This is a genomic window from Lysinibacillus sp. NPDC093210 (genome assembly GCF_044753985.1).
Lineage (GTDB): Bacteria > Bacillota > Bacilli > Bacillales_A > Planococcaceae > Lysinibacillus.
The window spans coordinates 169,830-186,763 of record NZ_JBIVOE010000008.1 but is presented as its reverse complement, the minus strand read 5'-3'; the positions used below and the strand labels follow the sequence as shown (position 1 = coordinate 186,763).

The 16,934-nt window shown below is 33.0% G+C and carries 12 protein-coding genes; all 12 read left to right on the top strand.

What is annotated here, in order from left to right:
- The first annotated feature begins 53 nt into the window (after positions 1 to 53).
- Positions 54 to 1,823: a DUF262 domain-containing protein gene (locus ACIP9C_RS18225; protein ID WP_401012868.1), complete on the top strand. Its 1,770-nt coding sequence runs from the start codon at positions 54 to 56 to the stop codon at positions 1,821 to 1,823.
- A 675-nt stretch (positions 1,824 to 2,498) separates the two neighbouring features.
- Positions 2,499 to 3,422, top strand: a complete 924-nt coding sequence (locus ACIP9C_RS18220) for a hypothetical protein (RefSeq protein WP_401012866.1) — start codon at positions 2,499 to 2,501, stop codon at positions 3,420 to 3,422.
- A gap of 125 nt (positions 3,423 to 3,547) precedes the next feature.
- Positions 3,548 to 4,318, top strand: coding sequence for a DUF6414 family protein (locus ACIP9C_RS18215; protein ID WP_401012864.1), 771 nt, complete (start codon positions 3,548 to 3,550; stop codon positions 4,316 to 4,318).
- A gap of 2 nt (positions 4,319 to 4,320) precedes the next feature.
- Complete coding sequence (locus tag ACIP9C_RS18210) at positions 4,321 to 5,475, top strand: AAA family ATPase (RefSeq protein WP_401012862.1); 1,155 nt, start codon at positions 4,321 to 4,323, stop codon at positions 5,473 to 5,475.
- A 781-nt stretch (positions 5,476 to 6,256) separates the two neighbouring features.
- A complete protein-coding gene (gene trhO, locus ACIP9C_RS18205) occupies positions 6,257 to 7,198 on the top strand; it encodes an oxygen-dependent tRNA uridine(34) hydroxylase TrhO (RefSeq protein ID WP_401012860.1) in 942 nt (313 codons plus the stop codon).
- A gap of 696 nt (positions 7,199 to 7,894) precedes the next feature.
- On the top strand, positions 7,895 to 8,491 hold the full coding sequence (locus ACIP9C_RS18200; protein ID WP_401012858.1) for a DUF1643 domain-containing protein: 597 nt from the start codon (positions 7,895 to 7,897) through the stop codon (positions 8,489 to 8,491).
- Between the two features lie 404 nt (positions 8,492 to 8,895).
- Complete coding sequence (locus ACIP9C_RS18195) at positions 8,896 to 10,194, top strand: DUF262 domain-containing protein (RefSeq protein ID WP_401012857.1); 1,299 nt, start codon at positions 8,896 to 8,898, stop codon at positions 10,192 to 10,194.
- Positions 10,195 to 10,197: 3 nt separating this feature from the next.
- Positions 10,198 to 11,988, top strand: coding sequence for a DUF262 domain-containing protein (locus ACIP9C_RS18190; RefSeq protein ID WP_401012855.1), 1,791 nt, complete (start codon positions 10,198 to 10,200; stop codon positions 11,986 to 11,988).
- Positions 11,989 to 12,060: 72 nt separating this feature from the next.
- Positions 12,061 to 12,813, top strand: a complete 753-nt coding sequence (locus ACIP9C_RS18185) for an alpha/beta family hydrolase (protein WP_401012853.1) — start codon at positions 12,061 to 12,063, stop codon at positions 12,811 to 12,813.
- Positions 12,814 to 13,188: 375 nt separating this feature from the next.
- On the top strand, positions 13,189 to 13,956 hold the full coding sequence (locus ACIP9C_RS18180; protein ID WP_401012851.1) for a hypothetical protein: 768 nt from the start codon (positions 13,189 to 13,191) through the stop codon (positions 13,954 to 13,956).
- A gap of 181 nt (positions 13,957 to 14,137) precedes the next feature.
- Complete coding sequence (locus ACIP9C_RS18175; protein WP_401012849.1) at positions 14,138 to 15,055, top strand: HNH endonuclease; 918 nt, start codon at positions 14,138 to 14,140, stop codon at positions 15,053 to 15,055.
- A 417-nt stretch (positions 15,056 to 15,472) separates the two neighbouring features.
- On the top strand, positions 15,473 to 16,934 hold a 1,462-nt coding region (locus ACIP9C_RS18170), incomplete at its 3' end, for a putative Ig domain-containing protein (protein WP_401012848.1).

Genomic DNA, 16,934 nt, shown 5'->3' with positions numbered 1-16,934 from the left:
TGCCATAAATTTTTATTTAGTCTTATTGTATTGAAACAGAGAGGGGAATGCTTGTGGTAACGACAATAGAAGTGAACAAACAAAGTGTTAAACAATTATTAGAAACAGGAAAAGTTAATAAGTTCATTATCCCAGAGTATCAACGTCCATATGCCTGGTCAGATGAACAAATTCAAACACTCTTTGAGGACTTAGTAGAGTATACAGAAAATAATAACGAAAGTACTTATTTTCTAGGAACAATTGTTTCTTATGAAAATGAGAATGGAGAACAAGAAATTATAGATGGTCAACAGCGAATTACCTCTTTGTTTTTATTACTACGTGCACTTTATTCAAAACTAAATTCAATGACAGAAACAAAAGAAGTTAAAAACTTCAAGGGACAAATTGAGTCTGCATTATGGGAACAAGATGAATTAACTGCTGAGGTTGATTTCGAAAAAACACTTATTGAATCCAGAGTAATGAGAGACGAAGGAAACAAAGTTTTTTCAAAAATACTTATTACAGGCGATATTGGAGTTTTGGCTAAAGATAACTATTCGTTAAACTACAGATTATTTACAGAGCTAATAGAGAGGTATGCTACAAATGAGCCACAGTTGTTTTTCTACTTCATTCGAAATGTACTAAATAAAGCGATTTTATTACCTATTACGGCAGATTCACAAGATACTGCATTAACAATTTTCTCTACTTTGAACGATAGAGGATTAGCGTTATCAGATGCAGATATTTTTAAAGCAAAAATCTACAATCAGTTGGATGCTGGCGGGAAAGTAACTTTCATTGAGCAATGGCAAAAACTTGACGATGAAGCAACTAATGCGAATGAAAGTATTCAAAAACTGTTTTATTATTATATGTTCTATTTGAGAGCGTTAGAAAACGATAGAAATACCACAACACCAGGGATAAGAAAATACTATTCAAGAAATAATTTTGAACAGCTATACAAGAGCGATGTGATGGGAAATTTGAGTACTGTTCTTAACCTATGGCTTGTAGTGAATAATCGTGTAGAAATTGAAGATGAAGAATGGTCGAAAAATATTGAGATTAAACAAGTACTAGATATATTAACTTCATATCCTAATGAATTTTGGAAGTACCCAGTTGTTATATATTATCTTAAATACAATGATTCGAAAGATTTCGAAGAACTATTTTTGAAATTTCTAAAGAAACTACTTGCAGTATTGGCAGCGAGATATATAGTTACCCCGACTATTAACGCTGTCAAGAGAGGAATTTTGAATTTAAACTCTGAAATAATCAAATCTCCAGTTCCAGCATTTGATTTTTCTAAAGTAAGTGAACAAGAATTAAAGGATAAAATCAAGCACGCTCATCGTAATACGGTTCGAATGATATTAAAGATTCTTGCTTATCAAAGTCAGAACGATATACTTCCTGAAAAGTGGGAAATAGAGCATATCTTGCCTCAAAAATGGCAAACAAATTATTTTCCTAATAACTCTGAAAGTGAAGTACAAGAATTAGTAGAACATATTGGAAATAAGGTTCCATTTGAGAAAAAACTAAACATTATTGCAGGAAATGGATATTTTAAAAAGAAGCAACAAAGCTATGAAAAATCAAAAGTCCAACTAGTGCTTAATCTTTCTAAAAATCATAATGATTGGGGGTTAAATGAAATTCGAGAAAGAGATATTAGGATTTCTGATGAGCTATTAATCATTCTAAATGATTGGGGATTAAATCAACCTAATACATCTGCTCAGGATGAAATCTCTACAGTTCCAACGGCTGAAGAGTTAAAGATGATTGAAGAACTTAAAAGAAAAGGTTTAATTTAAAGTGTACTGCAAATCACGTTGACTATCTTATTGACTGTATATATTCGATTATATGATTCCCAATGCGATTAACGTGGATTAAAAGGAACACTAATCAACTTAGAAGACAACATTGCCAAGAGTAACGGTCATAAAAACCTACTTTTAACTTATATTAAATTCCTATCCTACATCGTAATTGGTGTAGGATTTTTTTCGCATATTTTCTTCACTCCCTCCGTTTTTCCTCTTTTAAATTGTTTGCAAAGTAACATTGAAAATAGATTTTGTGTAAATGAATTTGGCATTCAGTTTATATCATAAATGGCAATGAAGTATACTCGGCTTTTTGTAATATTATTCATACGTCTTGTCGTTAATTCAGGTTGATAAATACTATTATAAAGCTTCTTTGGCAAAGTATTTCATCATATCGAACGCCCGTGTAAAGCATAAACATTCATGTTTTTATGCATATCTACATTATCGTTTATAGCTTTTTTTAATTGACAAACATAGTGTGAAAAAATTTTTTTGAATAGTTTCTCTCGGAACTTTGTAGAATGAAAAGTCACTTGAAATATGAGCACTTAAGAGACGTAAATAAGCGGAAAATATGGCGTAAGTAAGAATCGGCAATGCGTTGATATAACTACGTTAAATAGAAAATATCCGCTTCAAAAGAGGAGAGAAAATATGATTCATACAGCAGAGTTTTCAATACAACTAGATTACGAACATATAAATTTTAGAAAGGATCACTATGGCATGGAACTGATAAACCAAATTTTGCACAGGCATATGATTAAAGGGATTAGTAGTGTGGAATATTCAAATAACCTAAATGCATCTTGTAAGATGGTAATAGATATTCCTTTGATTTTAAATAAAGGGAATATAGAAGAGAAGGATTATAATCAAGTGGAACGTTATATTAAAGAAGCATTGAGCATCGTTTATGGGGATGAGCAGTTATTCGAGCAGCATAATCTTAGTAGAATCGATTATCGATTTGATATTGAGATTTCCAATGAAAATATTAGAAAGGTTTATTTTGAGTTATTCAGGAAGTTAAAAAAGAAAACCGCTCACTTGGAAAAAAAGATTTATTTTACGTCACAATATCATCAATGTAAAAGCATTCATATTATCTTCTATGATAAGGAACAAGAGCGAAGAGATAAAAATGAACATGTTGAAATGTGGGAAAGAGGGATGATGAGGTTTGAGGTGTGCGTTAAAAAAGATCATTTGAAGTACAAAAAATATAAAAGAGGAGAGCTGCGGTTTATAAAGGACTATTTTAAAAAAGAAAAATACGCCAACTATATGAACAAGTACATTTTGAACATTTGCCCTACTGGTGATTTTTATTCTTATCCTAGGTTAGAAGCAATGATTGCTGCAATGGATTTATCAATTAGAGAAAAATCAGAAATGAAAAAATTTGCAAAATATGTTTCTAAAGGAAACTTAGATACACCTGCTAAACATTGTTCAGATAGCACATATCGAAAATATCTGAAGCTGTTCAATGAGCATGGAATAAATCCGATTACGATTCCACCTAAGTACAAGCTGGATTATTTAGAAAGTCTGATGAAGCAAGCGGTTTTATGAATATGGAAACTTCCCCCCCATATTTATTTCTTTATTTTTACAATATTGCTGTTAGTAAATTAATGTTAAAAGATAGATAATATGATAATATAAAACAGGAACATTAGTTCTAGATGGAGGGTTATATGAGAAAAGTTATTTATTTTGATGAATCTTCAGCATTAGATTTAATTGATATAAAAAAAGAAGGACGTTCACAAGAGATTATTCAAGATATAGTTACTAAGGCGAAAGGTTTTGATTTGAATGGGGGGTTTGGAACAGGTCTTCTAAATTTACTGACTACAGGTTCTACGGGAGGGATTAAAGGGGGAGTTTCAAGGAATAAAGAGAGTATTGTTTCAATTAACATCACTAATACAATATTGACTAGTTTTTTGGAACTTGTAGATAAAAAGGACAAAAAGGCAAGAAAAGACGGAGAACAAGATTTACTATGCACATTAAGAACGCAACAAATCGAAATATTGCCAGAATCAGCAACTTACATTAAAGTGATTGCACCTTTTGCAAAAATTTTTAAAGAAATTAACGGGGATGTTATTCCAAATATGAATGAGTATGAAAATATTGATTTTCATTCGATGGATGATGTGTTGGCAAATGCAAAGGGCTATTATGAATTATTAGCAACAGATATTAAAAATAAAAAATGTATAGTAAGGTTTAATTTAGAAGGGTTTAGGAATAATTATAGAATTCAAGATTTACAAAAAATGAATCTAATATTGTATGGTGTAAATGTAGGTAAAACTAGTTTAGAAATGATGGATTTTAAAAATGAATTAACAGCAGAAGGTAGTAATCCAACAGAATTAGGTTTTTCAGCATTTGATGTAGATAATTCTGATGGCGTCTTAGAAATTGTAGACATAATTTTTGCAGGAGTGGAGTAAGGGTGAATACTTTTATAATTTATGAAGGTCCTAATAGTACTTTTGAAGAATTTTTAAGTAAGATAAAAGAACAGATAGATGGTGAGTACTCTCTAAGTCAACTTGTAAAAGTATATAACGATACAGATAACTTTGAAAAAATCATACAGGCAAATTATCCTGAAGGCCCACCATTATTAGTTATAAGAGCAGAAGAGTTTTATTCAATAAAAGATCATTTCATTGAAAATTTGTTTCGACTCATGAAAAACTTTTTAGTAAATGGAATTTTTGAAAGTATCGTAATACAAAATCCAACCAAAAGTTTAAAATCTAAATTAGTATCTTTAGATAATGAGGGGGATTTTGAGATTGTATATGAGAGATATGATAGAGAAAAAATAACTAAAGAAAAAATGTCCAATTTTATTGTTGAATTTGATGATAAAATAAAAGGTCAAGAATTAGTATTAAGTAAAGTAATTGCATCATTATATACAGTTCTAAATAAACCTAAACATTTACCCATAGTCTTAATGTTTTACGGTCCTCCTGGAGTGGGGAAAACTGAAACTGCCAAACTATTGAATAAAGTTATTAACGAGGGTCCAATTTTAAGACAACAATTATCTATGTACAAGACTAATGCTTTTTACAATTATATTTTTGGGGGAGAGGAGGACACTAATTCCTTGGCGAAAGACCTTTCAAGATATAAAGGTAATGTTATACTATTTGATGAATTTAATCAGTGTCCCCGAGAAGTATATTCTGCATTTTTACAAATGTTTGATGAAGGGATCTTGGAAGATAATCGTTATGAGACAGATTTATCTAATACAATAATTATTTGTACGTCTAATTTTAGTAACAAACAAGATATTTATACTGCTCTAGGGGCAGCATTATATTCTCGATTTACAGAATTTATAGAATTTATTGCTTTGGATGATTCTATAAAAGAACATTTAATTACAGAGCAATATGAAGAAACTCTATCAAGTTTATCATCAGAAGATCAAACATGTATAAGAAAAACTACTGTTTATGATGAATTAATATCCCATGTTAAACAATTTTCAAATGCTCGTAATATTAAAAAAGGTGTAGAATTGTATATTTCAAGAGTATTAGCTGAAAAGTTTATTCAAGAAAGAAAACTTGATAATAAGGGGTAATATAACATAATTTTAAGTATTTCTTTGTTAATATTATTTTATGTATTAATTATTATAAACTGCTAAAATGGTGAATTCGGCTGTTGTAATTGTGTTTGTTGAATATGAACTGATGAAATTCTTTTATTAAATCTATACATGGATGTTGCCTAACAAACATTCTATTCGAAAGAGCTAAGTGTGATTTAGAAAATGTAAAAGTTCTATTAGGACATTTGTGTGATGCAACAAACTTTGAAAACAGATTGCTAAGAACGATTATTAAGCGATAAAAAAGCTAGTTTCCCCTGTATGGTGGTTTTTAATGCGGTGTTGACACATCTGGCTATAATCTGGCTAATAATAATTAGAAGTGCTTGAAAACGTTGATATGACTAGGTTTATAAGCGATTGGTTCAAATCCCCGCCGTCTCCATACATAATATATAGCAGTACAAATACTGTTAAATAGTGCCGTAAAGCATAAATTTCCCAAATGGAAAGTTTATGCTTTATTTTATTTTAGGAAATTTTATAGTTGAATATCCACATCTTAGGTAATCAATAAAATGTGTAATTATAATAATAAGTAGTTTATTCAAAATCTAGCCATATTGTGGCAAAACACTTCTTTATAAAAAAGCTCCGCTAACATCTTCCCAAATTCTTGAAAATTAATAATTATACCCATTTCAGCCTAATTACCGATAGCATATTAAATGAAAATCCTTTATGGTTATTAGGTCGTAAAATAGACTATCAGGTATATCCTGCAAATATATGAAATGATAGGTGGAAACAAATGAATTATCAAGTTTTATTATATTACCATTACACGAAAATTGAAGATCCAGCGGCGTTTTCGGAAACGCATTTAGCAATGTGTAAAGAAATCGGTTTAAAAGGTCGTATTTTAGTAGCCAATGAGGGCATTAACGGTACGGTATCAGGTACGATTGAGCAAACAGAGCAATACATGGCAAACATGCAAGCTGACTCGTTATTTGAAGGCATTGTCTTCAAAATTGATGCGGCAGATGGCCATGCATTCAAAAAAATGCACGTACGCCCACGTCCTGAGTTAGTAAACTTAGGCTTGGAAGCAGACGTTAACCCGCATGAATTAACAGGTCGCTACCTGTCACCAGAACAATTCCTTGCTGAAATGCAAGATGAAAATACAGTAGTATTAGATGTGCGTAACACGTATGAATACGATGTCGGCCATTTTCGTGGCGCGATTCGACCAGATGTAGAAAACTTCCGTGATACACCGGAATGGGTACGTGAAAACCGCGAGCTATTCGAAGGGAAAAATGTTTTAACATATTGCACTGGTGGGATTCGTTGTGAGAAGTTTTCAGGCTGGATGAAACGTGAAGGCTTTGGCGATGTCGGTCAATTACATGGCGGTGTTGCAACATACGGAAAAGACCCTGTTGCAAAAGGCCAATTATGGGACGGTCAAATGTACGTATTTGATGAGCGTTTAACGGTGCCAATCAATCAAGTAGAGCATGTGATTATCGGTCGTGATCACTATGACGGTGAACCTTGTGAACGTTATATTAACTGTGCAAACCCTGAATGTAACAAGCAAATCATCGCTTCTGAAGAAAATGAAGCAAAGCATTTAGGGGGCTGTACAATCGAATGTACAAAGCATGCGCGTAATCGCTACATCGTGCGTCACAATTTAACAGAAGAGCAAGTAGCTCAAACAATTAAGGCGTTACAAGCATAAGCATGAAAAGCTGTCTAAACAAAAAACGTCATTAAATATCTTTCATAACCTCAACCAACTATACAGAGGTACTTAGACCACTCTATGTAAGTATTCAAACTATCCATTTCAAAATTGGACTAGTCTGCTCGCTTACATAGGGTGTTTTTTCTTCAATGTAATTTTTATTGGAATACACTACTAGCAAAAAAAGTTTGAGTTTAAAGAATCTTGTCTTTTAATAGATGGGATTCTTTTTTGTCTTATTATGGGTATAAGCAGAGAAGCACACTTTAAATTAATAAAATTACAGTGGATGCTAGGAGTAAGTACATCCTGCACTTCTAAATATCTCTTTTAAAGGATCTTTACAATAATCACATTCTACTTTGTATATTCGTTTTCAATTCATTATAAATTATTTGATTATACTGTTTGTTCTGAATACATAGAAAATTTTTGTAAAGGAAGAAAAAAAGGGAGTATAATGAAAATTAATCCTGATATATAAGATGGGGAATTATCATAAAAATTACCTTTATTTAATTATAAAACATTAAGGGTTAGTAGATTTAATATTTGAAAGTTTTTCATTAACGAATACATTGAAATATTTACTCCATAGATATTTCATATATATGCAGGCAGTCATTGATAGTATTTATTAATTTTAAAAACAATCAAAGACCCAGACACTTCATACCAGGGAGGGGAAATATGGAAAGAGTAAAAAAAAGGATTTTCCACTATAAGAATGAGTATGTGGAAAATGTTAAATTAGTACAGCATGATATTGCTACTAATAGGAGATATAGGTTAGATATAGAATTGAAGAATGGTGATAGCGAAAAAGCTGTCCATTTAATGATGATCAATCCTAGTAAAGCAAATGAGGAAATTTCCGACAACACTATTAATCGAATTATCAAATACGTTTCTTTAAATAACTCTGCTGGTGTTTTACAGGACATAGGGAAAATTATTATTACTAATCTTTATGTCGTATGTGAGACATATCCAGAAAAAGTGGATGAATATATTTCAGTACAAAGTTTGGATTTTGTTAAAGGGATAGATACTGACGGAAAATATAATAATAATACGATAATTGAAATGGCTAACAAAGAGGCTCAATTTATAATTATTGCTTGGGGAAAAGGTGACATATTTGGCTACGACAATAGGATTCAAGAAATTTTTTGTTTAATTAAAGACAAGGAAATGTATCATATGGAGGATTTGACACAAGAGGGGTATCCAAGGCATCCTCGAACTTGGTCTTATTCTTGGATATTAAAAAGGTACAATATTTAGGGATAAAGAAGCATAGTAGTTGTTTTTAGCTAAATCTATTTTTATCCTGTGTTAATTAAATGCTTTTGTTAGTATGGTTTATGTAATAAAACAGAGTAAACTAACTAAGATTTCTATTAATATATTCGGCATTAAACGATTTATTACGGGTTAGGCAGATTTAATCTTGCTAGTAATTAATTTAGTATTCAATCTTTTACCGATACGGTTTAAAAGAATATTACTATTTTTATTTGGATTATTTTGGTTGGGTTTATTCATATTGCTCTTTATTACAGGGAGAATGTAGCCATCTCATTAGAGGTGGTCTTTTTTATTTACGAAATAAGTTGCACCTCCTAGTCCAAACGTCATGTGGGTGATATCATTGAAATAATGTGTAACTTTATCGGGGGGATTTAGGGATGGCTCTACTGCAAGAAGAGTTGAAAATAACGTGGATGCAAGACTTACTTGGTATGAAATTAGCTTTACCATCATATCAACGTCCGTATAGTTGGAGTGTGCAGTCCACAAATACGCTTTTTTTTGATACATATAATGCTTATCAAGAAGGTATAGAAGAATACAGAATTGGATCAGTTATTTTACATAAGGAACATGAAAAATATAATATTGTCGACGGCCAGCAGCGATTGACAACCTTTTCGATTCTTCTTTACTGCTTAGGTGATGAAGCGCAAGGGCTATTACAAGAAAAATATAGTCAACTATCGAATGATGTAATCGTCACAAATTATAAAATTTTATCGAAGCGGATTAGTGAATTTTCTGCAGATGAGCGCAGCGATTACAAAAGGTATCTACTATCACAATGTAGTGCAGTGCAAATTGTTACAAACAATGAGCAAGAGGCTTTTCAATTTTTTGATTCACAAAACTCGCGGGGAAAAGAGTTAGATCCACATGATTTATTGAAGTCGTATCATTTACGTGAGATGGAAGATGCGGATGAACATCAAAAGGTCAATATTATTAACAAGTGGGAAAATCTAAACCAAAATCATTTGAATGACTTATTTAAAAATTATCTTTACCCTTTGACACAATGGTATAAAGGAAAATATGGCGTCGATTATTCTTCAAATAAAATTGATGTCTTTAAAGGAATAAAAAGCTCGAATGTGTTTAATTATGCAATCTATCATAAAGCAAGTAATCTTTTTGTAGATCAGTTTAATGCAAATGGCAGTAGCGAATTACTAGCAACTAGAGCTTTAAATCAATTTCAATTAACACAACCGCTGATAGCTGGAAATCGATTTTTTAATTATACGCTGCACTATGGAAAGCAACTTGAGCAAATCCAAAAATTAATTAAGAAGGTTCATTCCAATGAACAAGTTCCAACAAGGGGTTCGGGCAATGTATACACTAAACAGCTATATGAATGTGCGTTGTTATTTTTTGCAGATCGGTTTGGCTTGGAAAACCTAACGAAAGGTGTAATGCAGCAACTATATTCATGGTGCTATTCATTAAGACTGACGATGGAGTCTGTGCGTCTGCAAACAATTAATAAATATGCAAGAGGAAAACATGAACGTTTAAACAATGGTTTGGAGCTGTTTGCAAAAATTAGTGAAATGAATCATCCAGAGGAATTAAAGTTGATTGTTTTAGAGCAACCAGCCTTTGATAATAAAAATATAGAAAAGTATAAAGCGGTGTACACGTTACTTTGTGAATGGAATAGGTGGTAAGCAGTGGATAAAAATTTAAAAGTCATCCCGGTATCAAGCATTTTTGCTAATTGCAGTTACAGAGTGCCGATTTATCAACGTAACTATGCTTGGGGAGAAATGCAAATTGAACAACTCATAGAAGATATTTTAGGTTCAATTAACGATCCTAGCAAAAACTATTTTCTTGGCAATCTTATTGTGAATCAAACGGATATAAATGTTTATGAGGTAATAGATGGACAACAACGACTGACAACATTATTTCTATTAGAAAATTATCTTGGCATAAAATTTTCGCAGGAGGCGTTAAAATTTGAGGCGCGAGATAAGTCAAACCGTACACTTACTATGTTAAATAAAGGCGATCATGATGGATTAATGGAGGAGTTATCTGCTAGTGAAATTTTGAACGGATATCAAGTTATTGATAACTATTTTAAAACGAAAAAAATAGATAAAAGTGAGTTGATTAAAAAACTAGAAAAGGTTTTTCTTGTTCGTGTACAAGTTCCACAAGATATCGATTTAAATCATTACTTTGAAATTATGAATACTCGAGGAGAGCAACTTGAGCTCCATGAAATAGCAAAAGCAAAGTTTTTAGAAGTTTTAGATACAAAACACGATAAAAAAACGGCAGCATTGATTTGGGATAAGTGCGCTGATATGGATTCGTATATCCAAATGAATTTTGACCCTACTGTTAGAAATGCACTTTTTACAAACGATTGGACGAGCCTTAAGGATAACAATAACGATTTTGATTCTATTAAAATGTACATTCAGACTGCTGAAGATGACAATACAGCAGTTCCACTGATTGATATATTAAAAGAAGGTAAACTTCGTCATACTGCAGGAAGTAAGGATGAGCTGGAGACAGAACGTTTTGAATCAACTATTTCATTTCCTAATTTTTTACTGCAAGTAAATGCCGTTATCGCTAAGTTAGCAGAAGAAGATGCAACGCTTGATGATAAACACTTTTTAAATAATTTATCTTGGGCGTGGGCTGATGCAGAAAAAGCAAAGAACTTCTTATACCATATGTTAAAATGTCGAGTGCTGTTTGATAAAAATATATTGAAACGTGAATATGCTAAAAACTATAAAGAAGAGGGAAGATGGTCATTACTACGTTTGGAGAAATATAATGATCAGAGGGGAGCTAAACCCAAATATGTAGGCACTTTTGGGGATGACGATAGTCAGAGCAATAAACAAATAAGAACGCTGCAATCCTGCTTACGTATAACGTATACATCCCCTAAGACGATGCATTGGATTTCAGTAGTTTTAACAAAGTTATTAGCAGATGAATCATGTAACATGATTAAAATTCTCGAAGACTACTGCATAACAAAAATTAAGAAATCAGAATTTGAGGATAGTAGTGGATTTGGCTTTGAAAGAATCGTATTTACTTACCTTGATTATCTATTATACAAAGATGGTTATTCTTACTTAAATAAAGAGCTTATCCAACCAATGCGCGACGATTGGCACTTTCAATTTAGAAGTTCAATCGAACACTTCTATCCACAACATCCAGTGGAAAGTGAACCTTGGGAATCAGATGACCTCCATGGGTTTGGCAACCTAGCCTTAATAACGGTATCAGGAAACTCGAAATTTTCGAATGTATCGCCAGAGGGCAAAATCAGCACTTTCCGAAAAGTTATCGACCAAAGTTTAAAATTAAAAATTATGAGCGAATTAGTCAATCTAGATGATAAAAAATGGACCAAACAAAAAGCAAGCGAGCATAAAGAGGAAATGTTTAAGATTTTAAAGGCTAGTATTAATGGGTGAAGTGGATACTGAGGACACAATTAAAACATTTTTGCAAAGCTGAATATAATAAATAGGATAGGAGGATATACGATGAAACAAAAGAAATCTTTAAAGTTTAAAATTTTCACTGGAATTTTTGCTTTGTTAATACTACTTGTTGCAGGATTTTTTATTTATGTAAGTTCATACTATAAGGCCAGCTCGTTAGCTTTGGATAGTTTAAAATCTGACGAAGTCGTTAAAGTCGAAGAAAATGGAGATATTTTATTTGAACCAGTATCGAACGCTAAAAATATCGGATTTATTTTCTATCCAGGAGCAAAGGTAGAAGCTTCAGCATATGCACCTTTAGCTAAAGAGATAGCAGCAAAAGGTTATACAGTTAGTATTGCTAAAATGAGCTTTAACTTAGCCATTTTTTCACCGAATAAAGCAGACAATATAATAAGTAATCATAAAGAAATTGATACTTGGGTGATTGGAGGACATTCTTTAGGGGGTGTCATGGCAGCAGATTATGCACTAAAAAATGATAAAATAAAAGGCTTGGTACTATTAGCATCTTATCCCCAATCAAAGACAAATCTAAGTAGTCAACCAATAAAAGTCTTATCACTATGGGGAAGCAATGATAAAGTTGCAGACTTAAACAAAGTAAAAGATGCTAAAAATATTATGCCAAATGACGCACGATTTATAGAAATAAACGGTGGCAATCATGGAGGTTTTGGCGATTATGGACATCAAAAAGGTGACGGTGAGTCTTCCATTACCAACAAACAGCAGATGATGGAAACTTCACAATATATTGTTGAAATGTTGGATAGTTTGAATCAGGAATAATTCGGGAGATTTTAATTAGTAAAAAACAACTTAGATTTAAACTGCACCCCAATTGTTAGAAACAAACTTAACCATTGGAGGTGCAGTTTTTTTGTGAAAATTTTATACAAATATATAGATCCTTACGGAGAGAAACACTGTAGTGTTACCAGGAAATGAGCATATTATTACTGGTTTAGTTTCTACTTCTGAAGATCGTCAAACTACTTTCAATGAAATGTTGATTGTACTCTTTATGTTTTATAATGCTTATACTATAATTATAGAAAATATTGTATTTTTTACCAATATTAATATTTCATCGAAGTACAATTATTTTCTGATTGATAATGAAATAATAAAGGGTATTTTATAGAAAAGAATGAGGTGAAAACTATGCAATCACTTGATGAAAAAATATTAAGTAGACTACAACAGAGTGCACCAGAAAATTGCACAATTGTCCCTAGAAGTACGCCTGTAATTGCATTTGGGAGGTTTAGAACTGCAGAGATTGCTACTATTAGCTTAAATCCGAGTTATAAAGAATTTGATTTGGTGAATGGGAAAAATAGGTTTCATACTCTAGATAGTTTAGGATTACATAGTTATGCTGATATTAAAGCAGAACATGGAGAACAGATATTAGATTATTGCGAAAGATACTTTGAGAGAAATGTGGTTTATAAAGATTGGTTTAATCGAATTTCAACATTTATTAAGAATTCCACTGGATATGATTATTATGAAGGAACAGCTTGTCACCTTGATTTAAGCCAATGGGCTACAAAAGATATATGGGGGAAATTAAATAATTATCAACATAAGGATTTAGTAAGTACTGGTGACATAGAATTGCTAGGGGAAATAATTAAGTATGGGAATTTTCATACTTTATTTTTAAATGGAAAGAAAACTACAATGGAGATTTTTAATTTCTTTGATGTACAACCTAAAAAGGTATTGTTACGTCAAACAACAAAAATAGATGGGAAAATTAAAAATAAAGTTGAAGGGTTCGTATCTACAACGAGAAGTATTGCTGGGGTAGAAATCGGAAGAGAAATTACATTAATAGGTTGGAATACCTATGTGAAATATGCAGGTGAAGATGTTTTGATGTTAATTTCTGAATGGATAGAAAACGAATTAAGTAAAAGATGACTATTTATAAATATTGAAGCCATAGGTTGCTCAATTGAAAGGAGCTACTATGGCTTTTATTATTTGTAATGAACGAATACGTACTTAAAAAACGAGTTTATGTATTAAAACAATTATATATACATAAATACTTTGAAGACTTTAGCTATAATAGAAGTAATGAATAGAAGAGGAGAACATAATGAACCACTACATCGTCATGCAAGGGCACACCTATCAAGAAGAAAAAGAAGCAGAAATCATTTGGTCACCACAAAAAGATAAAGGCGGAAACACTCCGCACTCATGGCGACGTATGGAGGAAGTTAGCTCAGGAGATCGTATTTTTCATTACGTAAAAGGAAAAATCGTTGCGATTAGCATTGCGCTTTCTGATTGTGAGGAAGGCAAAAAGCCTGCTTCTCTAACAACATATGACCAGTGGGAAGAGCAAGGTTTTCTCGTGAAGCTGCAATACCATGAATTAGAACAACCATTAACGATTAAAGATTACTTTAATGAGTTGAAAGTGTTATTGCCTGTTAAATACTCAGCTTTCCAGCAAGATGGGGATGGTAACCAAGGCTATTTATATCCATGTAATGAAGAACTTGCGATCAAGCTATTAGATATTATTAGTGATATGAATATTTATCAAGTGGATGATGAACAGCTAGAATTTGCGATTGGAACGGTATTACGAACAGAACGAAATACGCTTATTCCAGTGATTACCGAAACAGAAGCGGAAGCGAAACGTAAAATTCGTATTGGCCAAGAGAAATTTAAAGCAGCTTTATTACCTTTATGGAATCATCAATGCGCACTTTGTGGTATTGAGCTACCGGCGCTTTTACGCGCAAGCCACTCTAAGCCTTGGCGTGAGAGTTCCAATGAAGAACGGTTAGACCCGTATAATGGTGTATTGCTTTGCTGTAATCATGATGCATTATACGATCAAGGTTATATTACATTTGATGGAACAGGCTTAATTCACATTTCAGAACGAATTCCAGCAGCGAATTATGGAATGTATAACATTCATCAAAAGATGAAGGTTTTAAGATATGAAGAGAATAAGCAGTATTTTAGATGGCATCGGAAAAATATATTTCGATAATATGAAATGCAGGATGAGTTTAAAACCTCTCTGCATTTTTTTATGCTTTGAAACTCCCTGTAACCCTAAATTATTCTCGGAAAATTTCATTTTTCTTGAATCGATTTATAAAAGTGCCTATGTAACCCTTCACTCTATCAATAATCTCGAGCATATAAATATCACTAAGAGGTTATTTTTTGAATGTTAATGCTCTAATCATTAACATTCGTCAGTATCACCATGTTTTTATCTATAGTACTTTAAAAGGGTATGTACTTATTACTATAGAATACATACATATTAAAGGTGAACTGAAGATCAAGTTAAAGGAGGTAAGGTGAGATTCCTCTGATATCAGAAGATAGGCTTCTAGTTTGAGAAAGAATATTGCTCGTCAGAATAAAAAGATAGAATTGAAAGGAGAGGATGTTGATAGTGATTAAAAAAATGGCGTTGCTTGCTGTTTCTTTGATGATGGTAATATGCATTTTAAATTTTGGAACTCAGAAGATAGATGCTGCTTCTACAACGTTATCGCCGAAACTAACAGCGACATTTGATGGGACCTCATCTTATGTAGGTGGCTACAGTGGGGATTTGTATGCTGGTTATATTTCTGCTGCAGGTTCGTTTAAATCGGGGTTGGGTTTCGTTTTGTCTAGTATTACAGGGGTAAGTATAGCTTCAGGCGACTCCATCTTTAGTTTCCCAGTTGCCCAAGTGAATTCAGTGATTGACAATGCAAATACTGCGCCAACAATGACGGGAATTGGTAATAAAACAGTTAATGAGGGCAGTCAGCTGACATTCACTGCATCAGCAACAGATGCAGATGGGGATATACTAACTTATAGCTTAATCAATGCACCAACAGGAGCAACTATAAATGCCATGACAGGCGTATTTACTTGGACGCCAACGGAAGCACAGGGTCCGGATAGCTATACATTTACCGTGCGTGTAAGTGACGGAATGTTAACAGATGAAGAAAGTATTACGGTTACAGTGAATGAAGTAAATAGTGCTCCAATGTTACAAGCAATCGGTAATAAAACAGTTGATGAGGGCAGTCAGTTGACATTCACGGCAATAGCAACAGACGCTGATTTACCAGCCAATACGTTAACCTATAGCTTGGTTGGTGCACCAACAGGAGCGAGCATAAATGCTACGACAGGTGTATTCACCTGGACACTAACGGAAGCACAGGGGCCAGGCATCTATATATTTTCAGTGCGTGTAAGTGACGGAATGTTAACAGCTGCAGAAAGCATTACGGTTACGGTGAATGAAGTAAATAGCGCCCCGGTGTTACAAGCAATTGGTAATAAAACAGTGAATGAGGGTAACCTGTTGACATTTACGGCAACAGCAACAGATTCAGATTCAGCGCTATTAACATACAGTTTAGTTGGTGCACCAACAGGAGCAACTATAAATGCCATGACAGGCGTATTTACTTGGACGCCAACGGAAGCACAGGGTCCGGATAGCTATACATTTACCGTGCGTGTAAGTGACGGAATGTTAACAGATGAAGAAAGCATTACGGTTACGGTGAATGAAGTAAATAGCGCTCCAGTGTTACAAGCAATTGGTAATAAAACAGTTGATGAGGGCAGTCAGTTGACATTCACGGCAACAGCAACAGACGCTGATTTACCAGCCAATACGTTAACCTATAGCTTGGTTGGTGCACCAACAGGAGCAACTATAAATGCCATGACAGGCGTATTTACTTGGACACCAACGGAGGCACAGGGGCCAGGTAGCTATACATTTACCGTGCTTGTAAGTGATGGAATGTTAACAGATGAAGAAAGCATTACGGTTACGGTGAATGAAGTAAATAGCGCTCCAGTGTTACAAGCAATTGGTAATAAAACAGTTGATGAGG

Bases quoted from the DNA above. Each gene is read 5' to 3' on its own strand.
- ACIP9C_RS18220 (WP_401012866.1), top strand. From the start codon at position 2,499: ATGATTCATACAGCAGAGTTTTCAATACAACTAGATTACGAACATATA.
- ACIP9C_RS18215 (WP_401012864.1), top strand. From the start codon at position 3,548: ATGAGAAAAGTTATTTATTTTGATGAATCTTCAGCATTAGATTTAATT.
- trhO (WP_401012860.1), top strand. From the start codon at position 6,257: ATGAATTATCAAGTTTTATTATATTACCATTACACGAAAATTGAAGAT.
- ACIP9C_RS18200 (WP_401012858.1), top strand. From the start codon at position 7,895: ATGGAAAGAGTAAAAAAAAGGATTTTCCACTATAAGAATGAGTATGTG.
- ACIP9C_RS18195 (WP_401012857.1), top strand. From the start codon at position 8,896: ATGGCTCTACTGCAAGAAGAGTTGAAAATAACGTGGATGCAAGACTTA.
- ACIP9C_RS18185 (WP_401012853.1), top strand. From the start codon at position 12,061: ATGAAACAAAAGAAATCTTTAAAGTTTAAAATTTTCACTGGAATTTTT.
- ACIP9C_RS18180 (WP_401012851.1), top strand. From the start codon at position 13,189: ATGCAATCACTTGATGAAAAAATATTAAGTAGACTACAACAGAGTGCA.
- ACIP9C_RS18175 (WP_401012849.1), top strand. From the start codon at position 14,138: ATGAACCACTACATCGTCATGCAAGGGCACACCTATCAAGAAGAAAAA.